General features: G+C 42.2%; 25 protein-coding genes and 2 pseudogenes. 6 read left to right on the top strand and 21 right to left on the bottom strand.

From position 1 onward, the window contains the following. Positions 1-6: 6 nt before the first annotated feature. A pseudogene (locus tag H9564_RS07605) lies at positions 7-1,036 on the top strand (YeiH family protein). Between the two features lie 75 nt (positions 1,037-1,111). Here H9564_RS07605 and H9564_RS07600 read toward each other — a convergent pair. From H9564_RS07600 to H9564_RS07565, 8 genes are all read right to left on the bottom strand, one after another. Beyond that, entirely contained in the window at positions 1,112-1,705 is a 594-nt protein-coding gene (locus H9564_RS07600; RefSeq protein WP_191684899.1) for a class I SAM-dependent methyltransferase, read from the bottom strand. Between the two features lie 17 nt (positions 1,706-1,722). After that, entirely contained in the window at positions 1,723-2,391 is a 669-nt protein-coding gene (locus tag H9564_RS07595) for a potassium channel family protein (RefSeq protein ID WP_191684898.1), read from the bottom strand. After that, the gene (locus H9564_RS07590; RefSeq protein WP_191684897.1) at positions 2,384-3,727 is read right to left on the bottom strand and encodes a TrkH family potassium uptake protein; all 1,344 of its coding nucleotides are present in this window, start codon (positions 3,725-3,727) and stop codon (positions 2,384-2,386) included. The genes H9564_RS07595 and H9564_RS07590 overlap by 8 nt, the downstream gene beginning before the upstream one ends. Positions 3,728-3,952: 225 nt before the next feature. Continuing rightward, positions 3,953-4,594 carry a PD-(D/E)XK nuclease superfamily protein gene (locus tag H9564_RS07585; RefSeq protein ID WP_191684896.1) on the bottom strand — a complete coding sequence of 214 codons (642 nt, stop codon included), beginning with the start codon at positions 4,592-4,594 and terminating at the stop codon, positions 3,953-3,955. Then, complete coding sequence (locus H9564_RS07580; protein ID WP_191684895.1) at positions 4,594-5,445, bottom strand: DNA adenine methylase; 852 nt, start codon at positions 5,443-5,445, stop codon at positions 4,594-4,596. The genes H9564_RS07585 and H9564_RS07580 overlap by 1 nt, the downstream gene beginning before the upstream one ends. A gap of 13 nt (positions 5,446-5,458) precedes the next feature. Next, a complete protein-coding gene (locus H9564_RS07575) occupies positions 5,459-6,637 on the bottom strand; it encodes an ATP-binding protein (protein WP_225209614.1) in 1,179 nt (392 codons plus the stop codon). Between the two features lie 48 nt (positions 6,638-6,685). Continuing rightward, entirely contained in the window at positions 6,686-7,702 is a 1,017-nt protein-coding gene (locus tag H9564_RS07570; protein WP_191684894.1) for a hypothetical protein, read from the bottom strand. Between the two features lie 48 nt (positions 7,703-7,750). Then, on the bottom strand, positions 7,751-8,311 hold the full coding sequence (locus H9564_RS07565) for a LysR substrate-binding domain-containing protein (RefSeq protein ID WP_404804692.1): 561 nt from the start codon (positions 8,309-8,311) through the stop codon (positions 7,751-7,753). On the opposite strand from H9564_RS07565, the gene H9564_RS07560 reads away from it, so the two are divergent. Further along, positions 8,294-9,292 (top strand): NAD(P)-dependent alcohol dehydrogenase, encoded by a 999-nt coding sequence (locus tag H9564_RS07560; protein WP_225209613.1) that lies wholly within the window; start codon positions 8,294-8,296, stop codon positions 9,290-9,292. The genes H9564_RS07565 and H9564_RS07560 overlap by 18 nt on opposite strands. A gap of 15 nt (positions 9,293-9,307) precedes the next feature. After that, entirely contained in the window at positions 9,308-9,775 is a 468-nt protein-coding gene (locus tag H9564_RS07555; RefSeq protein ID WP_191684891.1) for a low molecular weight protein-tyrosine-phosphatase, read from the top strand. 245 nt (positions 9,776-10,020) lie between these two features. On the opposite strand, the gene efp is transcribed toward H9564_RS07555, so the two are convergent. The 8 genes from efp to H9564_RS07515 form a co-directional block, all read right to left on the bottom strand. Further along, on the bottom strand, positions 10,021-10,578 hold the full coding sequence (gene efp, locus H9564_RS07550) for an elongation factor P (protein ID WP_182580814.1): 558 nt from the start codon (positions 10,576-10,578) through the stop codon (positions 10,021-10,023). A 165-nt stretch (positions 10,579-10,743) separates the two neighbouring features. Next, positions 10,744-12,672, bottom strand: a complete 1,929-nt coding sequence (locus tag H9564_RS07545) for a copper-translocating P-type ATPase (protein ID WP_191684907.1) — start codon at positions 12,670-12,672, stop codon at positions 10,744-10,746. Then, positions 12,672-13,043 carry a cupredoxin domain-containing protein gene (locus H9564_RS07540; protein WP_191684890.1) on the bottom strand — a complete coding sequence of 124 codons (372 nt, stop codon included), beginning with the start codon at positions 13,041-13,043 and terminating at the stop codon, positions 12,672-12,674. The genes H9564_RS07545 and H9564_RS07540 overlap by 1 nt, the downstream gene beginning before the upstream one ends. Positions 13,044-13,125: 82 nt before the next feature. Beyond that, on the bottom strand, positions 13,126-13,806 hold the full coding sequence (locus tag H9564_RS07535; protein ID WP_191684889.1) for a matrixin family metalloprotease: 681 nt from the start codon (positions 13,804-13,806) through the stop codon (positions 13,126-13,128). Between the two features lie 108 nt (positions 13,807-13,914). Beyond that, positions 13,915-14,943 carry a zinc-binding dehydrogenase gene (locus H9564_RS07530; RefSeq protein ID WP_191684888.1) on the bottom strand — a complete coding sequence of 343 codons (1,029 nt, stop codon included), beginning with the start codon at positions 14,941-14,943 and terminating at the stop codon, positions 13,915-13,917. Between the two features lie 115 nt (positions 14,944-15,058). Then, a complete protein-coding gene (gene glyA, locus H9564_RS07525) occupies positions 15,059-16,297 on the bottom strand; it encodes a serine hydroxymethyltransferase (protein ID WP_191684887.1) in 1,239 nt (412 codons plus the stop codon). 295 nt (positions 16,298-16,592) lie between these two features. Then, positions 16,593-17,312: a B3/B4 domain-containing protein gene (locus H9564_RS07520; RefSeq protein WP_191684886.1), complete on the bottom strand. Its 720-nt coding sequence runs from the start codon at positions 17,310-17,312 to the stop codon at positions 16,593-16,595. A 17-nt stretch (positions 17,313-17,329) separates the two neighbouring features. Beyond that, positions 17,330-17,782, bottom strand: coding sequence for a MarR family winged helix-turn-helix transcriptional regulator (locus tag H9564_RS07515; RefSeq protein WP_191684885.1), 453 nt, complete (start codon positions 17,780-17,782; stop codon positions 17,330-17,332). Between the two features lie 222 nt (positions 17,783-18,004). Here H9564_RS07515 and H9564_RS07510 point away from each other — a divergent pair, with 222 nt between their 5' ends. After that, on the top strand, positions 18,005-18,931 hold the full coding sequence (locus tag H9564_RS07510; protein ID WP_191684884.1) for a magnesium transporter CorA family protein: 927 nt from the start codon (positions 18,005-18,007) through the stop codon (positions 18,929-18,931). A gap of 506 nt (positions 18,932-19,437) precedes the next feature. Here H9564_RS07510 and H9564_RS07505 read toward each other — a convergent pair. From H9564_RS07505 to H9564_RS09185, 5 genes and pseudogenes are all read right to left on the bottom strand, one after another. Next, positions 19,438-19,983: a GNAT family N-acetyltransferase gene (locus H9564_RS07505; protein WP_191684883.1), complete on the bottom strand. Its 546-nt coding sequence runs from the start codon at positions 19,981-19,983 to the stop codon at positions 19,438-19,440. A 221-nt stretch (positions 19,984-20,204) separates the two neighbouring features. Beyond that, positions 20,205-20,300 (bottom strand): annotated as a pseudogene (locus H9564_RS09360) (LPXTG cell wall anchor domain-containing protein); the annotation flags it as partial. A gap of 12 nt (positions 20,301-20,312) precedes the next feature. After that, a complete protein-coding gene (locus H9564_RS07495; protein ID WP_191684906.1) occupies positions 20,313-21,077 on the bottom strand; it encodes a mucin-binding protein in 765 nt (254 codons plus the stop codon). A 113-nt stretch (positions 21,078-21,190) separates the two neighbouring features. After that, on the bottom strand, positions 21,191-21,484 hold the full coding sequence (locus tag H9564_RS09190; protein ID WP_225209612.1) for a hypothetical protein: 294 nt from the start codon (positions 21,482-21,484) through the stop codon (positions 21,191-21,193). 56 nt (positions 21,485-21,540) lie between these two features. Beyond that, the gene (locus tag H9564_RS09185) at positions 21,541-22,119 is read right to left on the bottom strand and encodes an Rpn family recombination-promoting nuclease/putative transposase (protein WP_225209611.1); all 579 of its coding nucleotides are present in this window, start codon (positions 22,117-22,119) and stop codon (positions 21,541-21,543) included. An 805-nt stretch (positions 22,120-22,924) separates the two neighbouring features. Here H9564_RS09185 and H9564_RS07485 point away from each other — a divergent pair. Both H9564_RS07485 and H9564_RS07480 read left to right on the top strand, forming a co-directional pair. Then, positions 22,925-24,349 carry a Na+/H+ antiporter NhaC family protein gene (locus H9564_RS07485; RefSeq protein WP_191684882.1) on the top strand — a complete coding sequence of 475 codons (1,425 nt, stop codon included), beginning with the start codon at positions 22,925-22,927 and terminating at the stop codon, positions 24,347-24,349. A gap of 19 nt (positions 24,350-24,368) precedes the next feature. Further along, on the top strand, positions 24,369-25,361 hold the full coding sequence (locus H9564_RS07480) for a D-2-hydroxyacid dehydrogenase (protein WP_191684881.1): 993 nt from the start codon (positions 24,369-24,371) through the stop codon (positions 25,359-25,361). Positions 25,362-25,436: the final 75 nt, after the last annotated feature.

Here is a 25,436-nt window from a genome sequence, read left to right as displayed (position 1 = left end):
TAGATAATGTCAATTATAAAAACTAAGAGCTTCTGGTTAGCCGCAATCATGACCCTAATCTGTGCGGTTGCCGGAGTTCTTTTAGCTAAATTACCGTATGTTAACCTAATTGGTGCTTTAGTAATCGCCTTGCTACTGGGGATTGCAATGCAATTAACACCAAGCAAACTTCAAACAGAAGCAAAGTCAGGAATGGGCTTTATTTCAAACAAGTTTTTACGGCTGGGAATTATCCTACTGGGTTTTCGACTAAATCTTGAAGCCCTTGCCCAAGCCGGAGTTAAAACTATCCTGGTAGCCATGATCGGTGTTACCGGGACGATCTGCCTGACATACTGGTTAAGTCGCAAGTTCGGTGCAGAAGATGAGCTAGCAATTCTTTCTGCCTGTGGCTGTGGGATTTGTGGTGCCGCTGCCGTAATGGGAGTTTCACCACAAATTGAAACTACTGATGAAGAACGAAAACGCGAAAATGAAGTTCTTGCAGTTGCGGTTGTTTGTGTAATGGGAACGGTCTTTACACTAGTTGAAATCGGCCTTAAACCACTTCTTCGGCCTTACTGATCCCCAATTTGGGATTGTTGCTGGGGGATCGCTCCACGAAATTGCCCACGCAGTTGCTGCCGGAGGGGCCTTTGGTGAAGCTAGCCTAGATAATGCCTTAATCATGAAGCTTTCCCGGGTCCTTCTCCTGGCTCCAGTGGCTCTCATTGTTGGTTACTGGTACCAACGGCGACTAGTTCGGGAAAGTATTGAGGAGCACGAACAAGCACCAAAAAAGCTTCCAATTCCCTGGTTCCTTGGTGGTTTTATCCTTACCAGTATTCTTGGAACATTCTTACCACTTTCTGCAGGATTGATTGATGGCCTTGTTCAAGCAGCCTACATCTTCTTGGGAATGGCAATGGCAGCTCTTGGAATTTCCGTTAACTTTAAGGTGATCTTCAAACGTGGTGGTGCCGTCTTTGGTGCTGCTGTAATTAGTTCAACTTGCCTGCTGATCTTTATGATTATCATGAGTAAACTATTCTTCTAATAGATTTAATTTAAAATAACAAAGTCCTTAGTGTTCAAAATTAGTCGAACTGCTAAGGACTTTTCATTTACTTTTTTATCGTTTTGCTACCAAAATACCTGTCTTCAACCATGGACCGCCCCACCAGCCATCCATGCCGGTAGGAATTATCCGCACATTTTGGAAACCAAGCCGATGGAGGAGTGGACGATACTGCTGAAGGTCACCAAAGTCAACAATTACAAGTGTCCCTTCAGGCTTCATTACCCGAGCAGCCTCCTGAATTGCTCGTCCGCGATTAATTGCAGGACTAACACTATGGAAAGTAAATGCTGAGAGAACATAGTCGTAGTGACGGCTTTCCAACGGTAAATTTACTAAACTACCATCAACTAACTTTGCCCGATCAGCAACCTGATGATCCTTAATCCGTTGCTGCTCCTGTTTTATCACATTGTCATTACCAATGTTTACCCCAGTGACCTTACCGGGAGCTTTAAGCATTTTAGCAATGTCAATAAACAAACCAGCGTAGTTTAACCCGAGGATCGCAACTTGTGAATCCGTAGGCATCATTAATTGACTTAGGACCTGTTTCCAGATTAAAGGACGTCCCCGGAATAAGGTATTACAGTAAGTGCCAATAACTAACAAGATTAAAATAACAATAATGGTTAATAGTATTTTCATAATCTACCTTCTTTTTATCAAGCCACAATACTATTGAGCTTTTTAATATCTTTTAGGTCACCAACGACAGTCACCTTATCGTGTGGCTTGATGACGTCATTTGCTTGGGGCATTTGGTTAACCTGGTCATTTGCGTCCACGATAATAATCACATTGACATTATAGCGATTGCGGAAGTCAAGTTCATCAAGAGTCTTCCCGAAAAACTTTGGATTGTTAATGTTTACCTCAGCCAGTGTCACTTCCTTGCTAAGTTGAACATAGTCAACAACACCAGGGTTTAACTGCTGGAAAACCAGTCGCTTTGCTAGATCATGCTCAGGCCGGACAACTTGATCTGCCCCAATTTTCTCTAGGACCCGAGCGTGATTGGCATTTTCAGCCCGACAAATCACATCCTTAGCCCCAAGTTCCTTAGCGATCAGCGTTACCATAATACTTGCTTCAACGTTTTTCCCAATCGATACATAAATATGGTCGAAACTACCAATATCTAGATCACGAAGAACATCTTCATCCTGGGCATCCGCAATCACCGCTCTCATTACTGAGTCAGAATATTCGTTAATTACCTCTTCGTTATTATCAATGGTCAGGACTTCTTGACCCGCCTGAACAAGTGATTCACAAATAGATGAACCAAACTGTCCCAAACCGATCACAGCATAGCTCTCACGCTTAACCAATTAAGACACCCTCCTTTGGATACCTGTATTCTCGTTGCTTAGGCTGGGCGTTCAGAATTGAATACATTACGGTGTAGATTCCTACCCGGCCAATAAACATTAGGAACATGATAATTATTTTGCCAATAAAGTTTAAACTTGGCGTAATTCCGAGGGAAATTCCCGTTGTCCCAAAAGCTGCCGTTGCTTCAAACGTAACATAAGTTAATGAATCATGCCGTGGAAGTGCTTGAGTTTCGACTAATATTAATATTGCAACCATCAAGATGGCAAATGCAACAAACAACAAGGTTAAAGCCCGAAAGACATTCTTATCAGTAAACCGCCGATGAGCAAACGTTGTCTCACGTTGTCCCCGTAGTGTCGCAATACTCTGTAGCGTTAATAACCCAATCGTTGTTGTCTTGATCCCCCCGGCTGTTGATCCCGGAGCACCACCAATAAACATTAAAATAATCGTTGTGCTAATTCCCGCAGCACTAAGTTTCGTGTAGGGAACAGTAATCAATCCAGCGGTTCGCGGCGTAATTGCCATAAAGACAGTGTTAATTAAACGTTTAGGATAGGATAGTTCACCGCTAAACTGACTTAAGTTATGTTCAGTAAGGAAATAAACAACCAGTGAGATCAAAAAGATTACTGCACCTGTCCTTAAAACAAGGTGGGTGTGGAGTGAGAGACGGTGGCGTTTGGGATAACGTAAGAGATCTTGCCAAACCAAGAAGCCAAACGAACCAGCAATGATTAGAATTGCCATTACCGTTAACATGTATGGATCATTAGCGTAATCCTCTAAACTATTACCAGTCAAATCAAAGCCCGCATTGCAAAAGGCTGAGATTGAATGGAAGATACTAAACCATAATCCCTTCTTTAAGCCATAGCGTGGATAAAAATCAATAAATAGCAGACCCATTCCCGCAATTTGAATAATAATTGATAACCGAATAATCAGGTTCACCACATTCAATTGAGAAAGGTGTTCTAAGTTTAATGCTTCCTGTGTCAATAGACGGGTCGACATTCTCATTCGTTGATGAATTAGTAGGGACATCATGACCGCAAACGTCATGAACCCCAGTCCACCAACTTCCATCAAGATCATAATTACTACTTGACCAAAGAATGACCAATAGGCTGCTGTCGTGACCAACGTTAACCCCGTTACACAGGTTGCACTAGTGGAAGTAAAAATAGCTGTCATAAAATCACAGCTATAGCCAGAGCGCGTTGCAATCGGCAAAGATAACAAGATCGTCCCCATAAAAATAATGGTTAAAAATCCCCAAGTTAAGATCTTTGGAAACGAATATTTATGGTTAAAAATTTCAATCACTAACTACCACCACCCAAAATAATTCAACCTGTTTTCTATACTATCATTAACTTCATTCAACTGCCTATAAACATTAATAATTTAAAACAAAAAGGGCGACGATTTAAAACATCGTCACCCTTTTTGTGATTCAAAGTAATTAATTGGATAAAACAATCCATAATTAGTTATACCATAAAATGATAATTTTGTCCTATTTTATTTATAAATTATTATTTTGATCATTCAATCACTTAAGCCTAAAAACCAGTCCTCATAGCGATCAAACATGATTCGGACACCATTATTCCGTAAGCTATCAAAGTAATCATGATAATCAACTGATTGCTGTTTTCTTACCTTACCGGTATTTTTATCTAAAGTCTGGCCATCTAGCCACCATGAACGGTTAAACATTGCAATAAACTCAACCGGAACAACTGGTTCGTTCATTTGACGGTTAAATAGCTCTTGATAAAGCACTCTTTTAGCGTTAAAGCCAAATAATTTTTCATCTACGGATCCAGAACCATTTTGGTATTTTTTCTCCACGATAAAGACCGTTCGCCGTTTAAAATTAAAGAAAGCCTCATCCGGTTTCCAGAATTTATGGTGAATGTTTTTAATTCCATAGACCTGTTTTAATACGTTATAGAACTGAAATTGCTTCGTTATGACACCAATATCCTCATCATTAAGTTGATCGTGTACCAGGAAGCGATGATCCTTTGCAGCTTTTTTAACCATATTCTTATCTTCAATTGGGTATTCTGCTAATACATACCTTCCATTAAAATCATTTTTTAAATGTTGTGCTAAATCAGTCTGTTTTTCAAAAGTAAGGCCATTACGGTTAGTATTAGCCCCACCAGTACCGTTCTCTATCATTACTTTTCTCCATAAGTTGTAATAATTACCTCGCCAACTTTACCACGCTTATTCCCCTTTGAATTAACACTACGGCGTGCTTGAACGTGGTAAATGTGGAATTGCTGATCAGTGTAAAGTTGTTCAATCAATGGCACATCAGAATTAGATAGCATCACTTTGACACCACGGTTAGCTAATTCTAGGGCTAAGTCACGTAACTCCTCCTGTTGTGCTAAACCAAAACCATTCTTCGTGTAACTAGTAAATGCTGCAGTCTGGTTCACAGGAATGTATGGCGGATCAAAATAAACGAAATCATTTTCTTTAGCTTCTACCACTGCATCCCGATAATCACCCTGAAGGATTTTAACATCGTTGCTGGCTAAGTATTGGTGATCATTACGGATTGCATCAACTGGGACATTAACAGCCTTATGGGCACCATAGGGAACATTATTCTGTCCCTTAGAATTAACCCGCCACAGGCCGTTAAATCCTGCCTTATTTAGGTAAATAAAGCGGGCAGCACGTTCAACTGGAGACATTTGGGAAAGACGCCCATCACGGTCGGCTAAGCGAATATCCAAATAGTATTCCTTACTATCATTACTAGCATGCTGTTCAATTAAATTAATTAATTCATCTGGCTGGTCCTTAACTACTTGCCAAGCATTCACTAGTTCTTCATTAAAGTCGTTAATCACGGCACTCTTTGGTAAGAGATTCAGCAAATTAGCGCCCCCACCGATAAAGGGTTCAAAGTAACGGTGAAAGTTTTGTGGGTAGTATTGTTCTAATTCTGTTAATAATTGGCGTTTCCCACCGACCCACTTTACAAATGGTGTCGGTCCTTGTTTTTGTACTTTCATTTCTTCATTCCTATCATGCTTGCTTATCCCACCATTTTGGCAGGTTAACTTTAATCTTCTTCTGTGACTCATTGGCTAGCAAGAGCAACGCCTCACCAGTTGAAAGCTTACTAATTTTACTCAAATTCACCTCATCCGCAATGGCTAAACTGGATAGTTCTTCCGGACTCGTCATGTGGTGCAATAAGAGGTTAGCGAACTGCGACCGTAAGCGAGCGGGAAGATCAAGGGGTGACTGGGTTGTCAATGTCATTGATAAGCCAACTTTTCGCCCTTCACGAAGAATCTGAAAAATCCCGTTATCGGCTAATTGATGTTCATCCTTTGGTAAGTACCGGTGAGCCTCATCCAGGACAATATTTACCGGGAAGTTATTTGGCTTTTGTAAACGTGCCGTCAAAAGGTTCTTGAGTAGTAACGAAATAACTACTCGTTGACTCTCTTCGTATCGTTTTAATGCTGAAAGATCAATTACTAACGTCCGGTGGCTGCTCCGGTGCTCAAGAAACATCTTAATGACAAAGTTTAATTCTGTCTTAAACAGTCCCGGATGTGGATCGGGATCAAAAAGCATTCGAAAAGCATCACTTGCTAAGCGCTGGCGGAGGGTCGCAATCAGATTCCATTCATGGTTAATTGTTTGCCGATCATACTGTTGGCCAAGAAGGGAGTAATCAGCACGTTCGTCAGCAAATGGAACCACAAACTCCTCAATTAACTGGGCAGCTAAGTTCTGGGGGGCAAAAGAGCGTGACCAATCACTTAGCCTTGCAAGTTGTTTTTGATAAGTTGCAATCGGAACCCCAATTTTAACGTAAGGTTGCTTTGATTGAACCAGGTTCTGTTGGATCCGTAATGCATCCACAGCTTGCGCTAATTTATCATTTAAAAGCTGATTTCCCTGAATCTGGAGTGCTTCACGCAGTTGGTGAGCACTTAACCGGCTAGCCTCTAGATAAGCATTTTCACCTAGCTTATAGGTAACCGAATTGGGGAGTTTTGAGTATTCACCTGTCGGATCAAGGATAATCGTCGTGTAATTGGCATGTTGTAATTGGTCGAGTAATGATAACGTCGTCGTTGTTTTCCCACTACCCGTTTGGCCGACCACCAATAAATGATGAGCTACTAAAGGTGTTACATCATTAAGTGGTTGGCCATTACTAATCGCAAAAAAGTTTTCTGTCATCATTAACTTGCCCCAATCAATCTTTTAATTTCTATGTTTATTTTACACGCCCTAACTAGCATCGGAAAGTTCTTCAATAATCTTCTGTGCTTCACGGACACCGAATGACCGGGATCCCTTAACGCTAATATGATGAGCTGCTAAAGATTGACAAATTTGTGTTTGTTGCAAGCTGAATTTTTCTTCATCCCCTAATATTAAGGCGTAAAAGGCTAACTCACGTAACTTAATTGCGAGTTGAGCACGGGCCTTATTTAAGGTTAGGTCAGTGATCTCCTTCCACTGGTGAATTAAGAAACGACTCTTCCGCCGCTGGAGAGCATAGTTAATCCCGTTACTTTTAATCCGGTGAAGATCTTGACCTGTCACACCAGCTTCACTTAATTGAAATTGAATTAACGTCAACTGTTGCTCAAGTTGTCGCCAATCTGTTGCGATTGTTTCTTTTAACTGCAGAATTTGCTTTCTGGTTAATCGAGGACGAGTGCCATTTTTTAATTCACGGACTAGTTGTCGTAACGCTAATTCATCGGTTTGGTAAAGCGGTAAGTCAACGTTTGCAAATAACTGACAACGTTGGTATAGGATCGTACTTTCACGGTTAGTAAAGCCACCATGTTTAACCGCATAATCAAATGCAGCATGGGGAAATGAGTGTCCAGCAACATAGCGCTGTAAAATGCTATCCATGTATAAGTGAATTTCGTTAACTCCAGCTTGAATCTCCTTAGCGACCTTCTCCGGAATACTAGCGTGCTGTTGAAAATGGGTAATTCCTAATTTTAACTGTCTCCCGGATGACCTAGAACGAAGGATGAATTGGTTCTTTAACCGTCGCCCGCAGTCGCAATATAGATTTTCTCCACGGTGACTACTAGCCCGTTCATAATACGGATCGATGACCAGGCCGGCAAATTCCCAATCAGTATTCTTTAAATAATGCCACGTATGAAACTGAGATAACAAAGCATAGCGGGTAAATTCATTCAATGCTGCTACCTGCTCAGCAGTTAATTGGCTTAAAATTGCAATTCGTCGCTGATAGGTTAAAGTAACCAACTTCTCCATTTTCCGTTCCTCCTAACCCTACTAGGGTACAAGAACATTCGTTCGAAGTCAATTCTCCTGAAAATAATCTCTAACTAATTTTAATCCCGGAGCCTTTGATACTCGTTTATAGATTAGTTTGAACTCACAGTTCTGTTCGGCATTAGTCTTTAATGGTAAGTAATCAATACGTTCTACCGGACGCTGTAAACACTGAATTAATTTTTGGGGATAAAAAGAAAGCGCCTGCCCAGAGCCAACTAATAACTGCAATTGCTCGTACGAATTAACCCGTAAAACTTCTAACGGCTTTACTACCCCTCGTAAACTATTAATAAAAGCATGCTTGAGGTAAACTGAATCTTCATTGCTATAATAAGCAACCGGCATTTTCTTAATTAACCCCAAGTCAATCTTTTCTTGTTGGCCAAGGCGTTCGCTAATTCCCATCACCATCTTATCCTGGTGGATCGGTATTGCTTCCAGCCCCATTTTGGAATAATCATAATTAAAGCCATAGTTATCTAAAATAATTGCACAATCAAGGCTTCCCAGCATCACATCCGATACTAAATGCTCCACCCCTTCTTCGCTGATAAAGGTATTAATCTCTTGAGGAAGGGCTGCCATACGGATGCTATTGGACGTGATGGTGCAACTACTCCCCTTCCCGTTGCATTAGGCCATGAAGGTGCCGGTGTTGTCGAGAAGGTTGGTAAAAACGTTACAAGTGTTCAGCCCAGGGATCATGTCGTCCTCTCATTTAGTTACTGTGGTCATTGTTATAATTGTGAACACGGTCACCCAGGGATGTGTGAACATTTTAATGAATTAAATTTCTCCGGGATTAACTATGACGGCTCCCACCGTCTTCACATGCCAGACGGTCAAGATATCAGCACCTTCTTCGGCCAATCATCATTTGCAGATCACGTTGTTGCTGATGAACATAACGTGGTAAAGGTTGACTCAAACGTTGATATCAACCTTTTGGGACCACTCGGTTGTGGAATTCAAACTGGAGCTGGAACTGTCCTTAACTACCTGAAGCCAAAACCAGAAGACACAATTGCAATCCTTGGTGTTGGTGCAGTTGGCCTTTCTGCTGTAATGGCTGCTAAGGTTGCCAACATGAAACACATCATTGCCGTTAACCGAAATGGTAACCACCTTGATCTTGCCCGTGAACTTGGTGCAACCGAAGTAATTGATAATTCAGTTGAAGATACTGAAGAAGCAATTCGTAAAGCCGTGCCACGTGGAGTTACTTATGTTATCGACACCATTGGTAATTCTGGAGTAATCCTTTCTGGAATTCACTCTCTTGCCCCAGCTGGCGAATGTGTCCTTGTCGGTGTTGGTGGTGAGATTAAGCTTAACCTGATGAACGATCTTCTATTGGAATCCAAGAAGCTTTCTGGTGTGGTTGAAGGGGATAGTCAACCACAATCATTCATCCCCCAACTTGTAAAGTACTATCAAGAAGGTCGTTTCCCGTTTGACAAGTTAATCAAAACATACGACTTTGAAAACATTAATCAAGCATTCAATGACTCCGCCAAGGGTGAAGTAATCAAACCAGTGATTAAGATTAACCCTGATCTTCAATAAAGATGAGGTGCCAAGATGAAAGTAATTTTTGTTTGTCTCGGTAATATTTGTCGTTCACCGATGGCTGAAGCAATGTTTAAACAAATGGTCACTGAAGCTGGTTTAAGTAATCAAATTACAGTTGATTCAGCTGGAACAAGTAACATCGCTGAAGGTTCTCCAGCAGATAGCAGGACAAAAGCCATTTTAGATCAGCATAACATTCAAGATGACGGAATGATTGCTCGTCAACTTAGCCTCCAAGATTATTACGATGCTGATTACATTATTGCAATGGATCAAATGAACGTTGCTGATGCTAAAGCCATGGCACCAGCAGGACTAGCCAAAAAAGTTCATGGAATATACGAAGCCACTCCTGGTAAAGCAGACCACTACATTGTTGATCCGTGGATTACCCATAAATTTCAAGATACCTACAATAGTCTAAGTGAAGCATTAACAAACTGGCTGAAAAAATTCCAAAATGAATTAAATAAATAACTCACTGAATAGATTTTCTGAAACCGAATCCCCAACTTTCTGAATAAATGAAGATCCAATAAAGAGGATAATAAAAGAGGTCGACAAAATATTTTTGTCGACCTCTTTTGTGTTCTCGGCAGCATTGCCGAAACATGCTTCGCTCGAGTTTCCTAGAGCTAGCAACCTCCTTCTTAGGCGCAAGACGCCTTCGTCAGGAGAAATTGCTAGCCTTTCGGAAACTCTTTGGAGCGAAGGCACTCTAATTATGCCCGTGACTTGTAGGAGCCATCGGTGGTGTTGATGATTAACTTGTCACCGTTCTTGATAAATGCAGGAACGTTAACAACTAAACCAGTAGTCATAGTAGCTGGCTTACCACCACCATCAATAGTGGCACCCTTGATCATTGGTTGGGTATCAGCAACTTCAAGTTCAACAGTGGTTGGCAATTCGATACCAACGATTTCACCATCAACGAAGTTAACAGTAACCTTCATGTTTTCAACCAAGTACTTCTTGTCGTCACCTAATTGATCAGCAGAAACTTCGTATTGATCATAGTTTTCCATGTCCATGAATACGGAAGAATCACCTTGGTCGTAAAGGTATTGAGCTTGACGCTTATCAACGTTAACTTGTTCAACCTTTTCGGATGGACGCATAGTAGTGTGCACAATGGAACCAGTCCGTACGTCTTGGATGTCCATTTGCATCAAAGTGTTACCCTTACCTGGCTTGTGGTGGTTGATTTGGAGAACCCGGAGCAACTTGCCACCGCGTTCAAAAACCATCCCTTTTTTCAGATCGATTGTTTGAATCATAACTAAAAACTCCTTCATGATATTTTTGAACTACGCTCTCACAGTGAGAGTATGATCCAGGATCGTATTGATCCCGTTTTCACGGCTTCGTTCGTAACTTTGCTCATAAAGCATTCGATTCTTATTGTATCACACCTATCTCACCAAGTTAGCCAAAATTAAAAATTAGTCGCCAGCGTCTTCTATTTTCGTCCAATTTAGTAGCAATGAAGAAGTTACAACAGAAACGGAACTAAATGCCATTGCAAGTGCCGCAATTTCTGGACTTAACGTTAAGCCAAAACCAACAAAGACACCAGCAGCAATCGGGATCCCGATAACGTTGTAGATTAATGCCCAGAAAAGGTTGAGTTTAATCCGGTTAAAGGTCTTCTGACTAATTGATAATGCCCGAACGACCCCGCGCAAATCATTATGAACTAACACAATGCTTCCTGACTCAATCGCAATATCAGTTCCTGAGCCCATTGCAATCCCAACATCTGCGGTTGTTAAAGCAGGCGCATCATTGATCCCATCACCGACAAATGCCACTTTTTGACCATCCTTTTGCAATGATTCAATGACCGCTGACTTTTGATTTGGCATTACCCCAGCGATTACATCATCAATGCCGACTTGCTTAGCGATCGCCTTAGCAACTTGCTCATTATCACCAGTAATCATTACCGTCCGCAATCCTCGAGCCTTTAATTGGGCAATTGCGGTTGCTGAACTCTTCTTTGGCGTATCCTGAATTGCAATCAGACCAATAACCTTATTTCCAAGGCCAACATAAACTACTGTCTTAGCTTCATTCTGGAGTTTACTTGCTTGCTCCTTAAATTCTTGCGGTATTTGGGTATCTTCCGCTAACTTCAAGCTGCCGACAAACGCCTTTTGACCATCAACCTTTGCAGTTACTCCCTGGCCTTCTACTGCCTTAAAGTCAGTAACCGGAAGGAGCTTGACCTGATCCTCTTCACTCTTCTCAGCAACTGCCTTAGCAAGCGGGTGTTCAGATGACGATTCCAAACTTCCCGCAACTTGTAGCGTCTGTGTTTGATCACCAACAACATCAGTAACAACTGGCTTGCCGACAGTAATTGTCCCGGTCTTATCAAAAGCAATTGTCTTAACTGCATTGATCTCCTCAAGTGCTTGACCGTCCTTAATCAAAACACCCATCTTGGCTGCGCGACTTGTTCCAACCATCAAAGCAGTTGGGGTTGCCAACCCAAGTGCACATGGACAGGCGATCACGATAACTGCCACCGCGAACAGCATCGCATTAACCGCACTAGCACCAAGAAAGACGAACCAAACAACAAAGGTGATAATTGCAATAATCAAAACAGCTGGAACAAAAATACCTGAAATTCGGTCGGTCAGGTTTTGAATTGGTGCATGGCTGGTTTGGGCCTTCTTAACCATTTCAACAATTTGGGCAAGGACAGTTTCATTGCCAACCTTGGTAGCTTTAAACTCAATTGCCCCATCACCATTAATTGTCGAACCAATAACGGTGTCGCCAACCTTCTTCCTTACTGGCATACTTTCACCAGTCACCATTGACTCATTAACCGTTGTTGTTCCCTTAGTAACAACACCATCAACCGGAATCTTTTGCCCCGGCTTAACCCGGATGATGTCACCTTTCTTCACCTGGCTTAGTGGGACCTGGACAAATTTACCATCCCGGAGAACGTCCGCTTCTTTTACTTGCAAGTCTAATAGCTTTTTTAAGGCATTCGAAGCGTTATTATGCATCCGTTCTTCCATTGTGTCACCGAGCAATACAAAGACCGCAATAAAATCAGCACTCTCAAAGTAGACTTCGCGTCCAGTTGCCATCGCAAAGATACTGTAAAAGTAAGCAATTCCTGTACCAATCGCAACCAAAGTATTCATATTGGCATGATGATTTTTAAATGCCATCCAGCCACTTGTCCAATAAGGCAATGCCGCAATCAGCATTACTAGCGTAGTGGTAACAAACGCAATCCAATTATATCCCGGCATCATCCAATGAAATGGCATTGCGAGCATTTGGATAATCATCGGGATGGTTAAGATAAATGAAATCCAAAAGCGTTGGATACTAGATAGTTTCATCACTTAACAACCACCTTTCCGTGGAACATGTCCATCCCACAAGCAAAGTTGTATTCACCCGCCTTATCAGTTGGGATATTGATTGACGTTACTGGCTTCTTCGTCAAATCCTTATCGATTCCTAACTTACTGAAAACAACGTGAGATAAGCAAGCAGTCCCATCCTTCATTTCAAAGTTAACGGTTGCTGGAATTCCCTTCTTCAGGACAACCTTTTCTGGTGAGTAACCACCATGAACGACAACCGTTGCTGTTTGGTGTTGATCATTAACCTTTGCAGTCTCACTACTTTCCGCGTGCTTACCAAAGAACCACCAAATAATACCAAGAATTAAAGCAACAGCGATAATTAAAACAATGATTTGTGTCATAATAACTTCCTCCACTTTTATCGTTTACGCTTGTAATCTTTAATTATATTGTAAATCATTGTTTACGTTTGTCAACACAAAACTACTGGTAAAGTAACTGAATACTCTTCCGGTCATTTTTAGTAATCCCGGTACGGATATTTCGTGACACCATCACACTATGTTCGTACTCTGGAGCATGGGCTAATCCTAAGGCATGCCCCAATTCGTGTTGCGCAACTTCACTCCGAAAATTAGGATTTGTGTAATCTAACTGGTACGGATCCAGAATTGAAGTTGCCTTATGAAGTTCATGAGTATCTGGATTGTACTCAGTCTTCGTTTCACCTAATTGCGCGGTTTGGTACCCGACTCCGTTATTTGTAGAACTATTAGCTGAAAGATCGCCATCTGCTGCAATGATGTTCGCCTTATCCTCATCTTTTGTCCACTTGATTTTGATTGCTTTAACTTTGTTCCACTTCTTGACCGCATTCCGAAATGCATTCTTCAAGTGGAGATCAGTCGTCCGCATATAAATCCTGATCGTCTTCTTTCGCCACCGAACTCCTTCAAGAGGTGTCGGTGTATCACGAGGAATCGCTAATTTCTTAGTACTTGGCGTCTGGTTAGGATCATTAAAGCTGAAATCACTTGTACTATTATCTTCAGCGTCTTGACTAAAATAGTTTGTCGGTAATGATGAACCATCATCTGCCAATACCGGTTGACTAACTATACCTACTGTAAAAATGGCCAGGAGAATCAAAAAGTAACGACGCATCGACCACCCTCCTTTCTCTCTTCGTCTACAATATAAAAATCGTCCTTCATTTCGTCAAGAATAACGCTTTGACGAGGTAAAGGGCGATTTAGAAAGATTGATTTCAGCTTAATCTATTACCACATATGACTTAATAACTTGACGGTCAGCCATTGCTTGGTAAGCTTCTTGAATTTGATCAAGGGTAAAGGTCTCGGTAAAGACTTTTCCAGGGTTAATTTCACCATCAAGGGCTGCCTTAAGAAGAACTGCCTTGTCATAAGTAGTCACGGATGCAGGACCACCGGCAACAATGGTGTTCTTGTAGAATGGTGTGGTCATGTCTTGCTTTGGAGTATGAGGCAAGCCAACCCGACCAACAATTGCGCCTGGGCGACCAACCTTCATTGCAGTGTCAGTAGATTGTTCAGTTCCAACGCATTCAAGAACGGCGTCAGCACCAGCACCATGGGTTAATTCCATGATCTTCTTTACGGCTTCGTCCCCACGTTCAGCAACATTATCAGTTGCACCAAATTCCTTAGCTAAAGCTTTACGATCGGCGTGGCGACTGGTAGAAATAATCTTCTTAGCGCCCCGCATCTTAGCGGCAATAATTGCACAGAGACCAACAGCACCGTCACCCATTACAACAACGGTATCACCTGCTTTAACGTTAGCTACTCGAGCAGCATGGTAACCAGTAGCCATTACGTCAGCAAGAGTTAACAGTGACTTCAACATCCCTTCACTGTAATCACTTGGTTGACCAGGAACCTTAACTAGTGACCATTGACCATGAGCGAACCGGTAATATTCTCCCTGAACACCATTACTGAAGTTGTCGGTATGGCTATCAAAGCCTGCCCGACATGCGGTACAGTGCCCACAACCATGAGTAAATGGTGCAATCACAAAGTCACCCGGCTTAACAGTTGTGATGTCATCCCCAACTTCTTCAACGATTGCCAAGGCTTCGTGACCAGAATTCTCTTCGCCACCCTTAACTGGGTTAATTCCCCGGAAGTACCAAAGGTCGGAACCACAAACACATGTCCGAACAATCTTCAAAATTACGTCATCAGCAGCCTGAATCCTCGGCTTTTCGACGTCCTTTAGTTCCATCTGTCCTGCTTTAGCAAAAAATGCCTTTTTCATTATGCAGACTCCCTTCGTTTTTAACATTCCCCTTTATTATAGGAAAGAAGAGCCATAAATGAAAATGCTTTCTTTTTATTATTACCTATGCAAATCACGAATAAGCTCAACTCACTTATTCGGTAATTGGGTGCTTACTGGTTAATTCATGAACCTGCTTAGCAACTTCTGCCTTAACCGCTTCGTCATCAGCATTATTCAATAACTTAATGATCAAATCGGCTACTTGCCGCACATCATCTTCTTTAAATCCCCGACTAGTAACAGCTGGTGTTCCGATCCGCAATCCACTAGTAACAAATGGACTCCGTTGATCATTAGGGATTGATTCCTTATTGGTTGTAATATGGACTTCATCTAATAGATCTTGGGCATCCTTACCGGTGATCCCAGTCTTCGTAATATCAATTACTAGAAGGTGATTTTCAGTTCCGCCAGAAACAACTCGAATATTCTCTGACTGATTAAATTCATCAGCCATGGCAGCAGCATTCTTAACTACCTGGTTAATGTAATCGGTAAATTGTGGCTGAAGATCCTCATAAAATGCTTGAGCTTTCCCGGCAATTACATGTTCTAGTGGGCCACCCTGGGTTCCAGGGAAGAGGGCCGAATTAATCTTTTTACCAATTTCTGGTGACTTAGAAAGGATCATTCCACCACGCGGACCACGCAATGTCTTGTGGGTAGTAGTCGTGACAACATCCGCAATCGGGACTGGATTTGGGTGAGCACCAGTAGCGACAAGTCCAGCAATATGGGCCATGTCGACCATCAAGTATGCACCAACTTCATCCGCAATCTCACGGAACTTTTGCCAATCAATAATCCGGCTGTAGGCTGAAGCCCCCGCGATGATCAGACTTGGATTAATCTCAAGGGCGAGTTGTTCGATCTGATCAAAGTCCAGCTCTTCTGTTTCTGGATTTAGTCCATAACTGTAAGATTCGTAAACCTTGCCGGAAAAATTAACCTTGGCACCATGGGTTAGGTGTCCCCCAGCATCCATCCCCATTCCAAGGATCTTATCGCCGGGCTTGAGGAGAGCTTGGTAGACCGCCATATTAGCCTGTGAACCAGAATGTGGTTGCACATTTGCGTATTCGGCACCAAATAGCTTTTTGGCATAGTCAATTGCCAACTGTTCGACTTGATCGATGTATTGGCACCCACCATAGTAACGCTTACCCGGGTACCCTTCGGCATACTTATTGGTTAAAACGGAACCCTGAGCTTCACGCACTTCCTTGGAAACAATATTTTCAGAAGCAATCAACTCAATCGTCTCTTGTTGACGCTGTTCTTCATTTTTAATTGCTGCCCATAATTCTGGTGATTTTCCTGCGTACTCCATCAATACCACTCCTTAATAAATCCAGTGCAATATTACTAAATTGATTATACCAGAAAGAGCGTCAGGCTGAGAGTCCTTCATCACCAGTCATCTTTTAAAAATAAGAAGGGGCTGTGACATAAATTATTTACACAGTTAAAAATACTACAGCGCAGTACACAAAGGGGCTCTAGTGTTCGGAAAATCCGAACACTAGAGCCCTCTTTGTGCTTGCGGGGGTTTCCAGAGGCTAGCTTCGCGTCGAAAAACGAACTAGCAAGCTAGTTCTGTCTCACTCCCTTGTATCATTTATTTTTTACTTTGGCACTACTGCTGTTGGGTTGTCCTTAGTAAGGTGGAAGACTTGGCTAGGTTCAACCTTGAAGTAGTGTTGGATAAGCTTCGATAATTCGTCCATTGCTTCGTTAGCCCGTTGGATTTGTTCCGGATTAATGGCTTCAATAACCGCCACAATATTTTTAGAATCTTGGGTCAACATTGTCCGTTGGGCATCACGCCAGTTCAAGCAACGGCAAACTGCACCTTCATTATCGTAGTACATTACTTCGCCTTCAAGAGCTGGTTCATCCTTATCGGCACCAACTGGTTGGAATGGTTCGCCACCCTTAGCAATCCCAAGGTGCATGTCACCGGAAATCTTATCCCGGTCTTCAATTCCAACTGGAACACCGTAAGTCATGGAAACACTGTTGTAAACATCAACCATTGGATCAATTGGATCAAATGTTCGTCCTTGGTCAACCCGCTTTAATAATGCTTCGATTGATGCACGGGCACCCTTCTTCTTCTTAAATTGTTGGTAAGCTTTACGCCATTGATCAACAACAGGGTTTAAACGAAATGTTTCGTTAGTTAAGAACTTTTGCGCTTCATCAGTAGCGTTGTGAAGTAGCTTACGCCGTTCAGCTAAGTTCTCGTCATTATCGTGGTTATCGATCCCATCAACGTACAAAATATTTACTTGGGCGTCTGGGAAGAGATCCCAAAAGCCTTGATCAACAGTAACTTGATCCATCTCAATCGCTCCTTTAATTAATATTCTCTTTTGCCACCATGCTTTACAAAATTCCAGTCAGAATCAATATTCTGGCGGATCCGGACTAAGTAATCATGGACCTGCTGTGCTTCTTCGGTGGTGAACCCCTTCAAGGCAACCTCATTGGAGTGAGTATTTTCCCGCATAATGAAAGGATAAATCTCCTTCCCCTTTTCGGTAACGTAGAGGTGCTTGATCTTCTTGTTCTCGGGATCATTTTCCCGGTAAACATAACCTTGCTTCTCTAACCGCCGAACAGCACGGGCAAGAGTTGTCCGATCGACCTTTATCAAGTTGGCAAGCTGCTCAGCAATGATCCCCGGATGCTCATAAATTCGCACCACGTAGAGGAACTGAAGATTCGATAAGTTAAACTGCTTAAACTCTCTATTGGCGATTGAATCAAGTGCTCGCTCGATCATCCCAACTTCGCGCAAAATGTCAATCATGATAAATATCTCCTTACTAATTACATTATAGTGACTTTTATTGTAAATGCAACAAAAAATGAATAATTATTAATCATTCATCATAAAAAGAAGGAAGAAAAGTTAAAGGATTCCCTAAACGACTAAGATGTCCGTTAAGGTTGAGCCCGTTCCCCCCACTTTAAGTCCATATATGTTAGATTTAGCTTACCAAAAATTTAAGTAACTATCAGGAGGTGAATCATGCTGAGAAAATACCATTTTTCCTCTCAAGGAGCTAAAGAGGAGCCTACTCAACGACTGCAGGACTCCAACTTGGTTCTTCTCTCACGGGCAAGTCAGCGAGAACTAGAACAAGTTTGCCGTACCTTCGATCTCGACCCACTTACCTTTGCCTACCATTCTTCACCTGAAGAGGTTTCACGGTACCACAAGATTACTAGTCAATTCTTACCAGATGCCCATCTTTTAGTAGTTTATGATTTTATCGAAGAAGCAACTAAAATCGAGGAACAATTAACCCCTGTCATTATGATCTTTAATCGAGATCACCTGATTATATGTACTAATAATGCAGGACCAGATCAAGAATTAATTGGAAGGGAAAACAACATTATTGAGTTTGTTGCCGCGTACGTTCTGCAATGTCAGAATAAATTAATGGCTACCTTAACATCATATAAACCAATTATCGACCGGCTTGATGCTGCGGCACAAAATTCATTTGGCAACAACGAGCTGCGACAACTAACTAACTTAACCCGAAAATTGGTCTTCTTTGAACACACAATGAATGACCAGGTAGAAACAATTGAAGCTTTTCTTAACGATCCACAAATCAATACCAGTAATGTGGGGGCACTAGTCTCCAAACTAGCGATCCAGCAACGACGCCTTACTAAAGTGATCCATATTTTTCGTGATCTTCTTAACTCAATTAGTGGTTTATTTACAGAAATGATGAATTCGAGGTTAAACAACCTCATGAAATTCCTTGACTCAGCAGGCTTGGTCATTGCCACTGCTGCACTAGTTTCCGGATTTATGGGAATGAACGTTGGTGGTCTTCCCTGGAAGGATAGCCACGTGGGCTTCTGGCTTATTCTTGGCTTTTCGCTTTTTCTCGCAATTCTTATTAGCATTTACCTTAAACGAAAGAGCTATCGTTAATATAAAAGGACCAGCGAAATTCGCTGGTCCTTTTACTTAAGTTAAAATTACCATTCTAAGTGTAATTAATTAAAATACTTGTTTACCGTGGTTACACTAAACATTGAAGCAACAGCTGTCAGTCCGGCAACTAAAGCAACAATTTTATTACTATTATGTTTTATAGTAATGCCCTCCCAATAATAAAGTGCAACTACCAACAAGTTTGCCTTTATTAATAACATTTAAAAGGGTAGATGCTCAATATTTATTACCAAAATAATCAAACTTCTCTATTTTTGCTGAGATAAAATGGTAATTTTTCAGGCAGTGAATTCATAATAAAAAGTGACTCCCAATATTTACAAGGAAATACTAGAAGTCACTCTTAGGTTCTTTTACCGTCGACCAGGTTTAGTCTTAAATAAACGGTATACAACCTTTGTCGCGACAGTTTGGGCAACCAAGGCTGCCGCAGACCGGAATAATTTCCGTTGCCAATTTCTCATTAGATTCTCCACCTTTCGTTATTCTTCCGCAACTGCTTGCTCATCTTCAAGGCATAATTCATAGCCGAGGTGTTCTGGATCCGTATCATCCTTAATGTAAACAGTTCCTCGTTGGACAAAGCCCATTCCCTCACCAAGCTTTTGCATTGAAACATTCTTCAGGTGAGTGTCGTAACGGAAATTGCGGACACCTTGAAGGTAGCCAACTGTAATCAAATTTGATAGAAAGAACTTACCCAGATGTTGACTATCGGCTGTTTGATCAATGGTTAGACGATGAATAATTGCATACGGTTCATCCGACTTTGCCCATTGACCATCCGTGATTTCAGCGTAATTTTGCTCAGCCCGCAGTTGGAGAACTGCTGTCCCAACAACCTGCTTGTCATCAATTAATACCCAGCTATAGCCATGTTCAATATCATCCTTCATCATCGCTACAGTTGGGTGTCCATCTTGCCATTGCGGGTTTTCTCGGTCATTTAGTACTTTCTTGCCAGCTTCAATTAACCTGATAATTTCTGTAAGATCTTTTTCCTGTGCTCGCCGAATGTAAATTGCCACTATTCATCCCTTCTTTCTAAAATTTTATTTTCAAATAAGTTACCAGCGCTTTAGTAGGGGAATTATAGCATGGTGGCTATGAAGAATATGTGAATTCAGGAGTAATCCTCGTCTTCTTTAAAAAAAGCTAATCTTTAAGACAAAACAACCCCCAGTGTCCGAATTAATGAACACTGAGGGTCATTTTTATGAAGGAGAATTAACTCAACCTTCTCCTAATTTTAATGCTTCTTCTTGCGGCGTCCAGTCAAGCCAAAGATGCTTGCGAGCCCGGCGAAGAGGAATCCAAGAGTGGATGCCCTTTCGTTTGCTCCATTACCAGTTTGTGGTCATTGGTGAGCCTGCTTGTTTGTACCGTTAACGTGGTGAGCGATTTGAGAAGTAAGCGATTGATCGTTAGCAATGTGGCCAGGAACTTGGTTATTGTCCACTGGAACATTAACGTTTTCACCTGGATTACCATTGCCATCCTCATCTGGACTTACCGGTTGTCCTCCCGTTTCACCAGGTTGGGCTGGTTGCGGTGGAGTAGTTAGTTGACCTGGATTTCCTGGATTATCAGGTTTACCTGGTTGATCCGGTTGAGATGGAGTAGTTGGCTGATCTGGGTTAGTCGAAGTATCAGCCACAACCTCAATGGTAATTACCCCATTACTAATCGTAATCTTAGTTGGCAACTCTTGACCTTCGGCGAGCTTGTAACCTTCTGGAAGTTCAAAGCTTACCGGAAGAGTTTGATTAAGCTTACCGGAGTAGTCCTTACTACCAACTGTTTGACCAGTTGCTTGATCAACGAACCGTACTGTTTCAGTTGCGTTTTCCGTTACCGGTGGCGTTACTGAGTCTGGAACATAGGTAACAGTAATCACAACTGATGGCGTAGCAGCAGTTACCGTTTGTTCATCAATCGAACTAAGTGGTGTCTGCCCTTCCATGATTTCGGTATGGTAACCAGGAACTTGATCTGGAGTGTAAGCGTCCCACTTACCAGTTGACCAAGCGCTCAAGTTAGTTAACTTACCAGTGACATCATCGTAAATTGCATCACGGTAAATCTTGGCGGTTTGAGTAGTTGTATCAGTAGTACCATCAATTGGCTTACCTGTTGGAGTCTTGCAATTTTCTGGAACTGGATCAGTGTGAGGTACTACTGTCTTACCTCGCTTTGAGGCCTGTTTTTATTCTATATTATTCGTTTTTAACTAGGCTAATCGTTATTTTTAGCTTGGTGATAATACTTTTCTGCTTTATTTTCCGGTAACTTACGAATTTGAGTTAGGAACTGAAGCGCCTGCTCCTTACTTTGACCACTATTAATCAGGTCTTTTACTAACGCTAACCGTTCATCATTAAGGCCCTGTTGATGTCCCTGTTGGACGCCTTGTTCGATACCTTGCTGCTTTCCTTCTTCTAAACCTTGGTGTAATCCTTGACATTTCCCTTCTTCGACGGCTCGTTTGCGATCATTTTCAATGTCCATTTCGTATAATGTCCGTTGCATATACTCTTTCCTTTATTTCCGATCCTGCTTAACAAACGCGATTCTTTCCCTTAATTTTACGACAAACTGATCTTCAGTATCAACTTTTCGGTTAGCCAATACATCAAGAAAATTCTGGAGCTTTGGCCTACTTCATGGCGAAGACTAGGGACATTGAAGAAGACTGTTTTCTCACCATCACGGTATGGATAACTTGGGTATTGTCTGATTACTCGTTCGACTTCATATTGTTGGTTTCCTAAGCCAAATGGATCAAAACAGCAAAAGAAAATCACGTAAGAGTCATTTGCTTGGCTATAGTTCGTTCCTTTTTCATACGCACTACTTGCCAAATTAGCCTGGTAAAAACATGCCCGTTGCGGGAGGTTGTGATGATTTACAAGTTGCATTTCAATATCAAAGCGGTCATGCTGCTCATCTTCCACATAAATATCAAAACGCACTCCCTTGGCATCTGGTGCATTCTTTAATTCTTGCTGACTATTAAGGAGTTTCACCTTTTTTATGATCAATTCTGGAAAAATCCGCCGTAGCAATTCTAAAGTAATCTGCGGATCCAAGAACACCTTGCTAAAGATGAAATCATTAGTTAGTCCTGCATTCTGCCATAACTCGTTTAACTTTTCCTTATCCATAAGTCACCTCTCATCATTAATTTGGGGAAATCAGTCCCCAATTATTAATACGAAAAATCTGCTTGATTGCATTTCTCTAATAATTAAAATTCAACTTTTTAAAATTAAAACTTGATTAATTTAAATGAGAGTGATTTAATAAAAACATCATCAAACGAAAGGAACATTCAAAATGACTCATTTCTCATTAACTACAACCAAGTATTATCGCAACTATGCTTATTTTGCGTAATGTCTGTGCTTAGGTACGGACATTGACGTTCGTGCCTAAGCAGGGTTGTTTTTAATGAGGCCTTTGCTAGGTGCCCCAATCTAGCAAAGGTGTGTTTTTCCTTACTTTATATTTCTTTACAGGGAGCCCCAACTAGATTGACCCACGAACGTCATCTAGCTGGGGCTTTTCTTATAGAGTGCCTTCGCCCCAAAGAGTTTCCGGAAGGCTAGCAATTTCTCCTGACGAAGGCGTCTTGCGCCTAGGAAGGAGGTTGCTAGCTCTAGGGAAATCGGGCGAAGCACGTTTTGACTCGGTTGCCTAGAACCAACTCAATCGAAGCGCGGTAGCTGAGTGGCTTCTGTCACCAACAAGTTGGTAGCCAGAAAACTACTCATCCTTGCGTGGGCTCACAGACGAAATTGATGAATCAATTTCTGGTTCGCTCCAACATTTTGACTCAGTTGCATTAGAACAGTTAGGCTCGAGCGTGCGGTCGGGGCACTCGGTAGCCTAGAACATCAGCCCGAGGAAACTCAATCAAAACACCTCAGTCCCCTTCACCATCCCCAATATAAATTAAGGAGAACCATTATGAAATTACTTAAAAAATCAACTAATAAACCAGAACCCGTCTTAAGCTTCGGTGAAAGCTTACTTATTCTTGCTGTCATTCTCTGCATTCTTGGTTACTTGATTATCGTTAAGCGCCAAGAACCACAGGCACCACTCTTCATTTCCTTTGTCCTGTTAGCCATCTACGGTCACCTTCGTGGTTTCAAGTGGCAAACGGTAATGGACGGAATGCGTAGTGGCCTTCGTGCCGGTGTCGATCCACTGATTATTTTCCTCTCGATCGGGGTTCTGATCGCTACCTGGATTTTCTCCGGGACAATTCCGACAATCATGTACTTCGGCTTTGAAATTATTTCAGTTAAATTCTTCTTACCAACCGTCTTTATTGTTTGTACTCTGGTCGGGATTGCTTGTGGGAGTTCGTTCACGACCGTTTCCACAATGGGAATTGCCTTCGTTGGTATCGGTGCTACCCTCCACATCAATCCTGGTCTGACTGCTGGGGTAATCGTTTCCGGGGCCTTCTGCGGTTCCAACATTTCACCACTTTCCGGGACAACCAACCTTGCAGCCAGTGTCGGTGACATTAGCATCTACAAGCACATCAAGGCCCTCTTGGTAACCGATATTCCTGCCTGGGCAATCTGCGTCGTCCTCTACACCTTCCTCGGCTTAAATTCTAAGAATGTTAGCTTAGCCGCCGTTCACCAAATGATGAATGGTCTCGCTAACGGCTTCTGGATTTCAGGTTGGGCATTGCTTCCGGTCCTCCTCCTAATCATTCTTGCTATTTTCCAAGTTCCCGCTATTCCTTCACTCGGTCTCGGTTCCCTATTTGCTGTTCTTCTCGGCTGGATTCACAGCCCAAGCACTAGTATTTCAACAATTACGCACACGATCATGACTGGGTTTGTTTCCCATACTGGTGACAAGACAATTGACACCCTCCTCTCTAAAGGAGGAATCTCCAGTATGCTTACCTCATTAGCCCTTATTCTTTTTGCCCTTGCTCTTGGTGGTTTGTTAATTAAATTCAACATCATCAGCACAATCATCAACCACCTTGCAGGAATCGTTAAGACTCCTGGTCGGTTAACTTTCGCTACCGCTCTGACTTGCATTGGAGTTAACTTGATGGTCGGTGAACACTACCTCGCAATTATCTTACCGGGACAATCATTCCTTCCTGCAGCTGATAAATTAGGCTTGAAGCGTGAAGACTTTACCCGGATCTTGAATGACGCCGGGGCTGCCGTCAATGCAATTGTGCCATGGAGTGTTTCTGGTGTCTTCATCGCCACTACTCTTCAGATTAACCCATTCGCCTTTATTCCATGGGCATTCTTCCCATTCTTAGTAACAATCATTGCTATCATTGCGGGTGCCCTGGTTAAACTCCCATCCAGCTCATCATCCTCAGCAAATGAAATTGCGACAGACTAATCCTAGAGGAGGAAATACAATGACTAAAATTTTAATGACCAGTGTTCGGGATGACGAACAAGCAGCAATTAACGAATTTGCGAAGGAACACCACGTTGAAATTATTACCACTCCAAAGTTAATTGATGATGCGGTTGAACTGACTAAGGATGTTGACGGGTTGGTTATTCAGCAACGGAGTAAATTGCCAGATGATATCTACACCCAGCTAAAGGCAAACGGCATTAAACAAATCGCTACCCGGACTGCCGGCTTTGATATGGTAGATATTGATAAAGCACACGAAAGTGGCCTGGTTGTTACCAATGTTCCAGCTTACTCCCCAAGAAGCGTTGCTGAACACGCCTTGATGCAAATCTTCCGTCTTTTACGAAAGTCATACCGCTTTGATAGTCAGGTGGCTCAAAATGATTACCGCTGGTTCAGCGACGAACAGGCACTCGAAATTCACACCGCAACAATTGGGATTATTGGTGTTGGGCGAATTGGTGGGGTCCTCGCCAAACTCCTCCATGCCCTTGGCGCTACCGTTATCGGTTACGATGTCAAGCCACGTGAAGAAATGAAAGAAACCGTCGAATACGTTTCGAAGGAAGAATTACTTCGGCGATCAGATGTCGTCTCCCTCCACGTTGATTTGAATCCAACTTCAAAGGGCTTATTAACTGCACAGGATTTTGCAATCATGAAGGCAAGCGCTGGCCTAGTGAATGCCAGTCGGGGCCCCGTAGTTAACACCGCTGACCTTGTTGCCGCCTTAAAGAACAAGGAGATCACTGCTGCAGCCCTGGATACCTTTGAAGGCGAAAATGAGGTTGTCATGACCGACCGGACTAACAAGGGACTGGATGACGCGCCGTTAGTCAAGGAACTCCACACGATGGATAACGTTATCCTCACTCCCCACATCGCATTTTTCACTAACCTTGCCGTAAAGAACATGGTCGACTTTTCTCTCGAAGACACCCTTGCAGTGCTGGACGGTAAAAAATCACCACATGAAATTCAATAATCATAACCACCCGTAAAACGGGTGGTTTGTACAACGGCTATAAGCCGATCAGAAAAGCCAGCGTCTCAAGGCGCT

The sequence above is a fragment of the Limosilactobacillus avistercoris genome (assembly GCF_014836425.1).
Classification (GTDB): domain Bacteria; phylum Bacillota; class Bacilli; order Lactobacillales; family Lactobacillaceae; genus Limosilactobacillus; species Limosilactobacillus agrestimuris.
This window is presented reverse-complemented; position numbering and strand designations above follow the sequence as displayed.

Excerpts from the sequence above, each read along its gene's own strand:
- H9564_RS07520 (WP_191684886.1), bottom strand. The coding sequence starts at position 17,312 with ATGGATCAAGTTACTGTTGATCAAGGCTTTTGGGATCTCTTCCCAGAC.
- H9564_RS07555 (WP_191684891.1), top strand. The coding sequence starts at position 9,308 with ATGAAAGTAATTTTTGTTTGTCTCGGTAATATTTGTCGTTCACCGATG.
- H9564_RS07530 (WP_191684888.1), bottom strand. The coding sequence starts at position 14,943 with ATGAAAAAGGCATTTTTTGCTAAAGCAGGACAGATGGAACTAAAGGAC.
- H9564_RS07480 (WP_191684881.1), top strand. The coding sequence starts at position 24,369 with ATGACTAAAATTTTAATGACCAGTGTTCGGGATGACGAACAAGCAGCA.
- H9564_RS09185 (WP_225209611.1), bottom strand. The coding sequence starts at position 22,119 with ATGGATAAGGAAAAGTTAAACGAGTTATGGCAGAATGCAGGACTAACT.
- H9564_RS07545 (WP_191684907.1), bottom strand. The coding sequence starts at position 12,672 with ATGAAACTATCTAGTATCCAACGCTTTTGGATTTCATTTATCTTAACC.
- efp (WP_182580814.1), bottom strand. The coding sequence starts at position 10,578 with ATGATTCAAACAATCGATCTGAAAAAAGGGATGGTTTTTGAACGCGGT.
- H9564_RS07485 (WP_191684882.1), top strand. The coding sequence starts at position 22,925 with ATGAAATTACTTAAAAAATCAACTAATAAACCAGAACCCGTCTTAAGC.
- H9564_RS07540 (WP_191684890.1), bottom strand. The coding sequence starts at position 13,043 with ATGACACAAATCATTGTTTTAATTATCGCTGTTGCTTTAATTCTTGGT.
- H9564_RS07535 (WP_191684889.1), bottom strand. The coding sequence starts at position 13,806 with ATGCGTCGTTACTTTTTGATTCTCCTGGCCATTTTTACAGTAGGTATA.
- H9564_RS07600 (WP_191684899.1), bottom strand. The coding sequence starts at position 1,705 with ATGAAAATACTATTAACCATTATTGTTATTTTAATCTTGTTAGTTATT.
- glyA (WP_191684887.1), bottom strand. The coding sequence starts at position 16,297 with ATGGAGTACGCAGGAAAATCACCAGAATTATGGGCAGCAATTAAAAAT.
- H9564_RS07565 (WP_404804692.1), bottom strand. The coding sequence starts at position 8,311 with ATGGCAGCCCTTCCTCAAGAGATTAATACCTTTATCAGCGAAGAAGGG.
- H9564_RS07575 (WP_225209614.1), bottom strand. The coding sequence starts at position 6,637 with ATGATGACAGAAAACTTTTTTGCGATTAGTAATGGCCAACCACTTAAT.
- H9564_RS07510 (WP_191684884.1), top strand. The coding sequence starts at position 18,005 with ATGCTGAGAAAATACCATTTTTCCTCTCAAGGAGCTAAAGAGGAGCCT.
- H9564_RS07580 (WP_191684895.1), bottom strand. The coding sequence starts at position 5,445 with ATGAAAGTACAAAAACAAGGACCGACACCATTTGTAAAGTGGGTCGGT.
- H9564_RS07585 (WP_191684896.1), bottom strand. The coding sequence starts at position 4,594 with ATGATAGAGAACGGTACTGGTGGGGCTAATACTAACCGTAATGGCCTT.
- H9564_RS07570 (WP_191684894.1), bottom strand. The coding sequence starts at position 7,702 with ATGGAGAAGTTGGTTACTTTAACCTATCAGCGACGAATTGCAATTTTA.
- H9564_RS09190 (WP_225209612.1), bottom strand. The coding sequence starts at position 21,484 with ATGCAACGGACATTATACGAAATGGACATTGAAAATGATCGCAAACGA.
- H9564_RS07515 (WP_191684885.1), bottom strand. The coding sequence starts at position 17,782 with ATGATTGACATTTTGCGCGAAGTTGGGATGATCGAGCGAGCACTTGAT.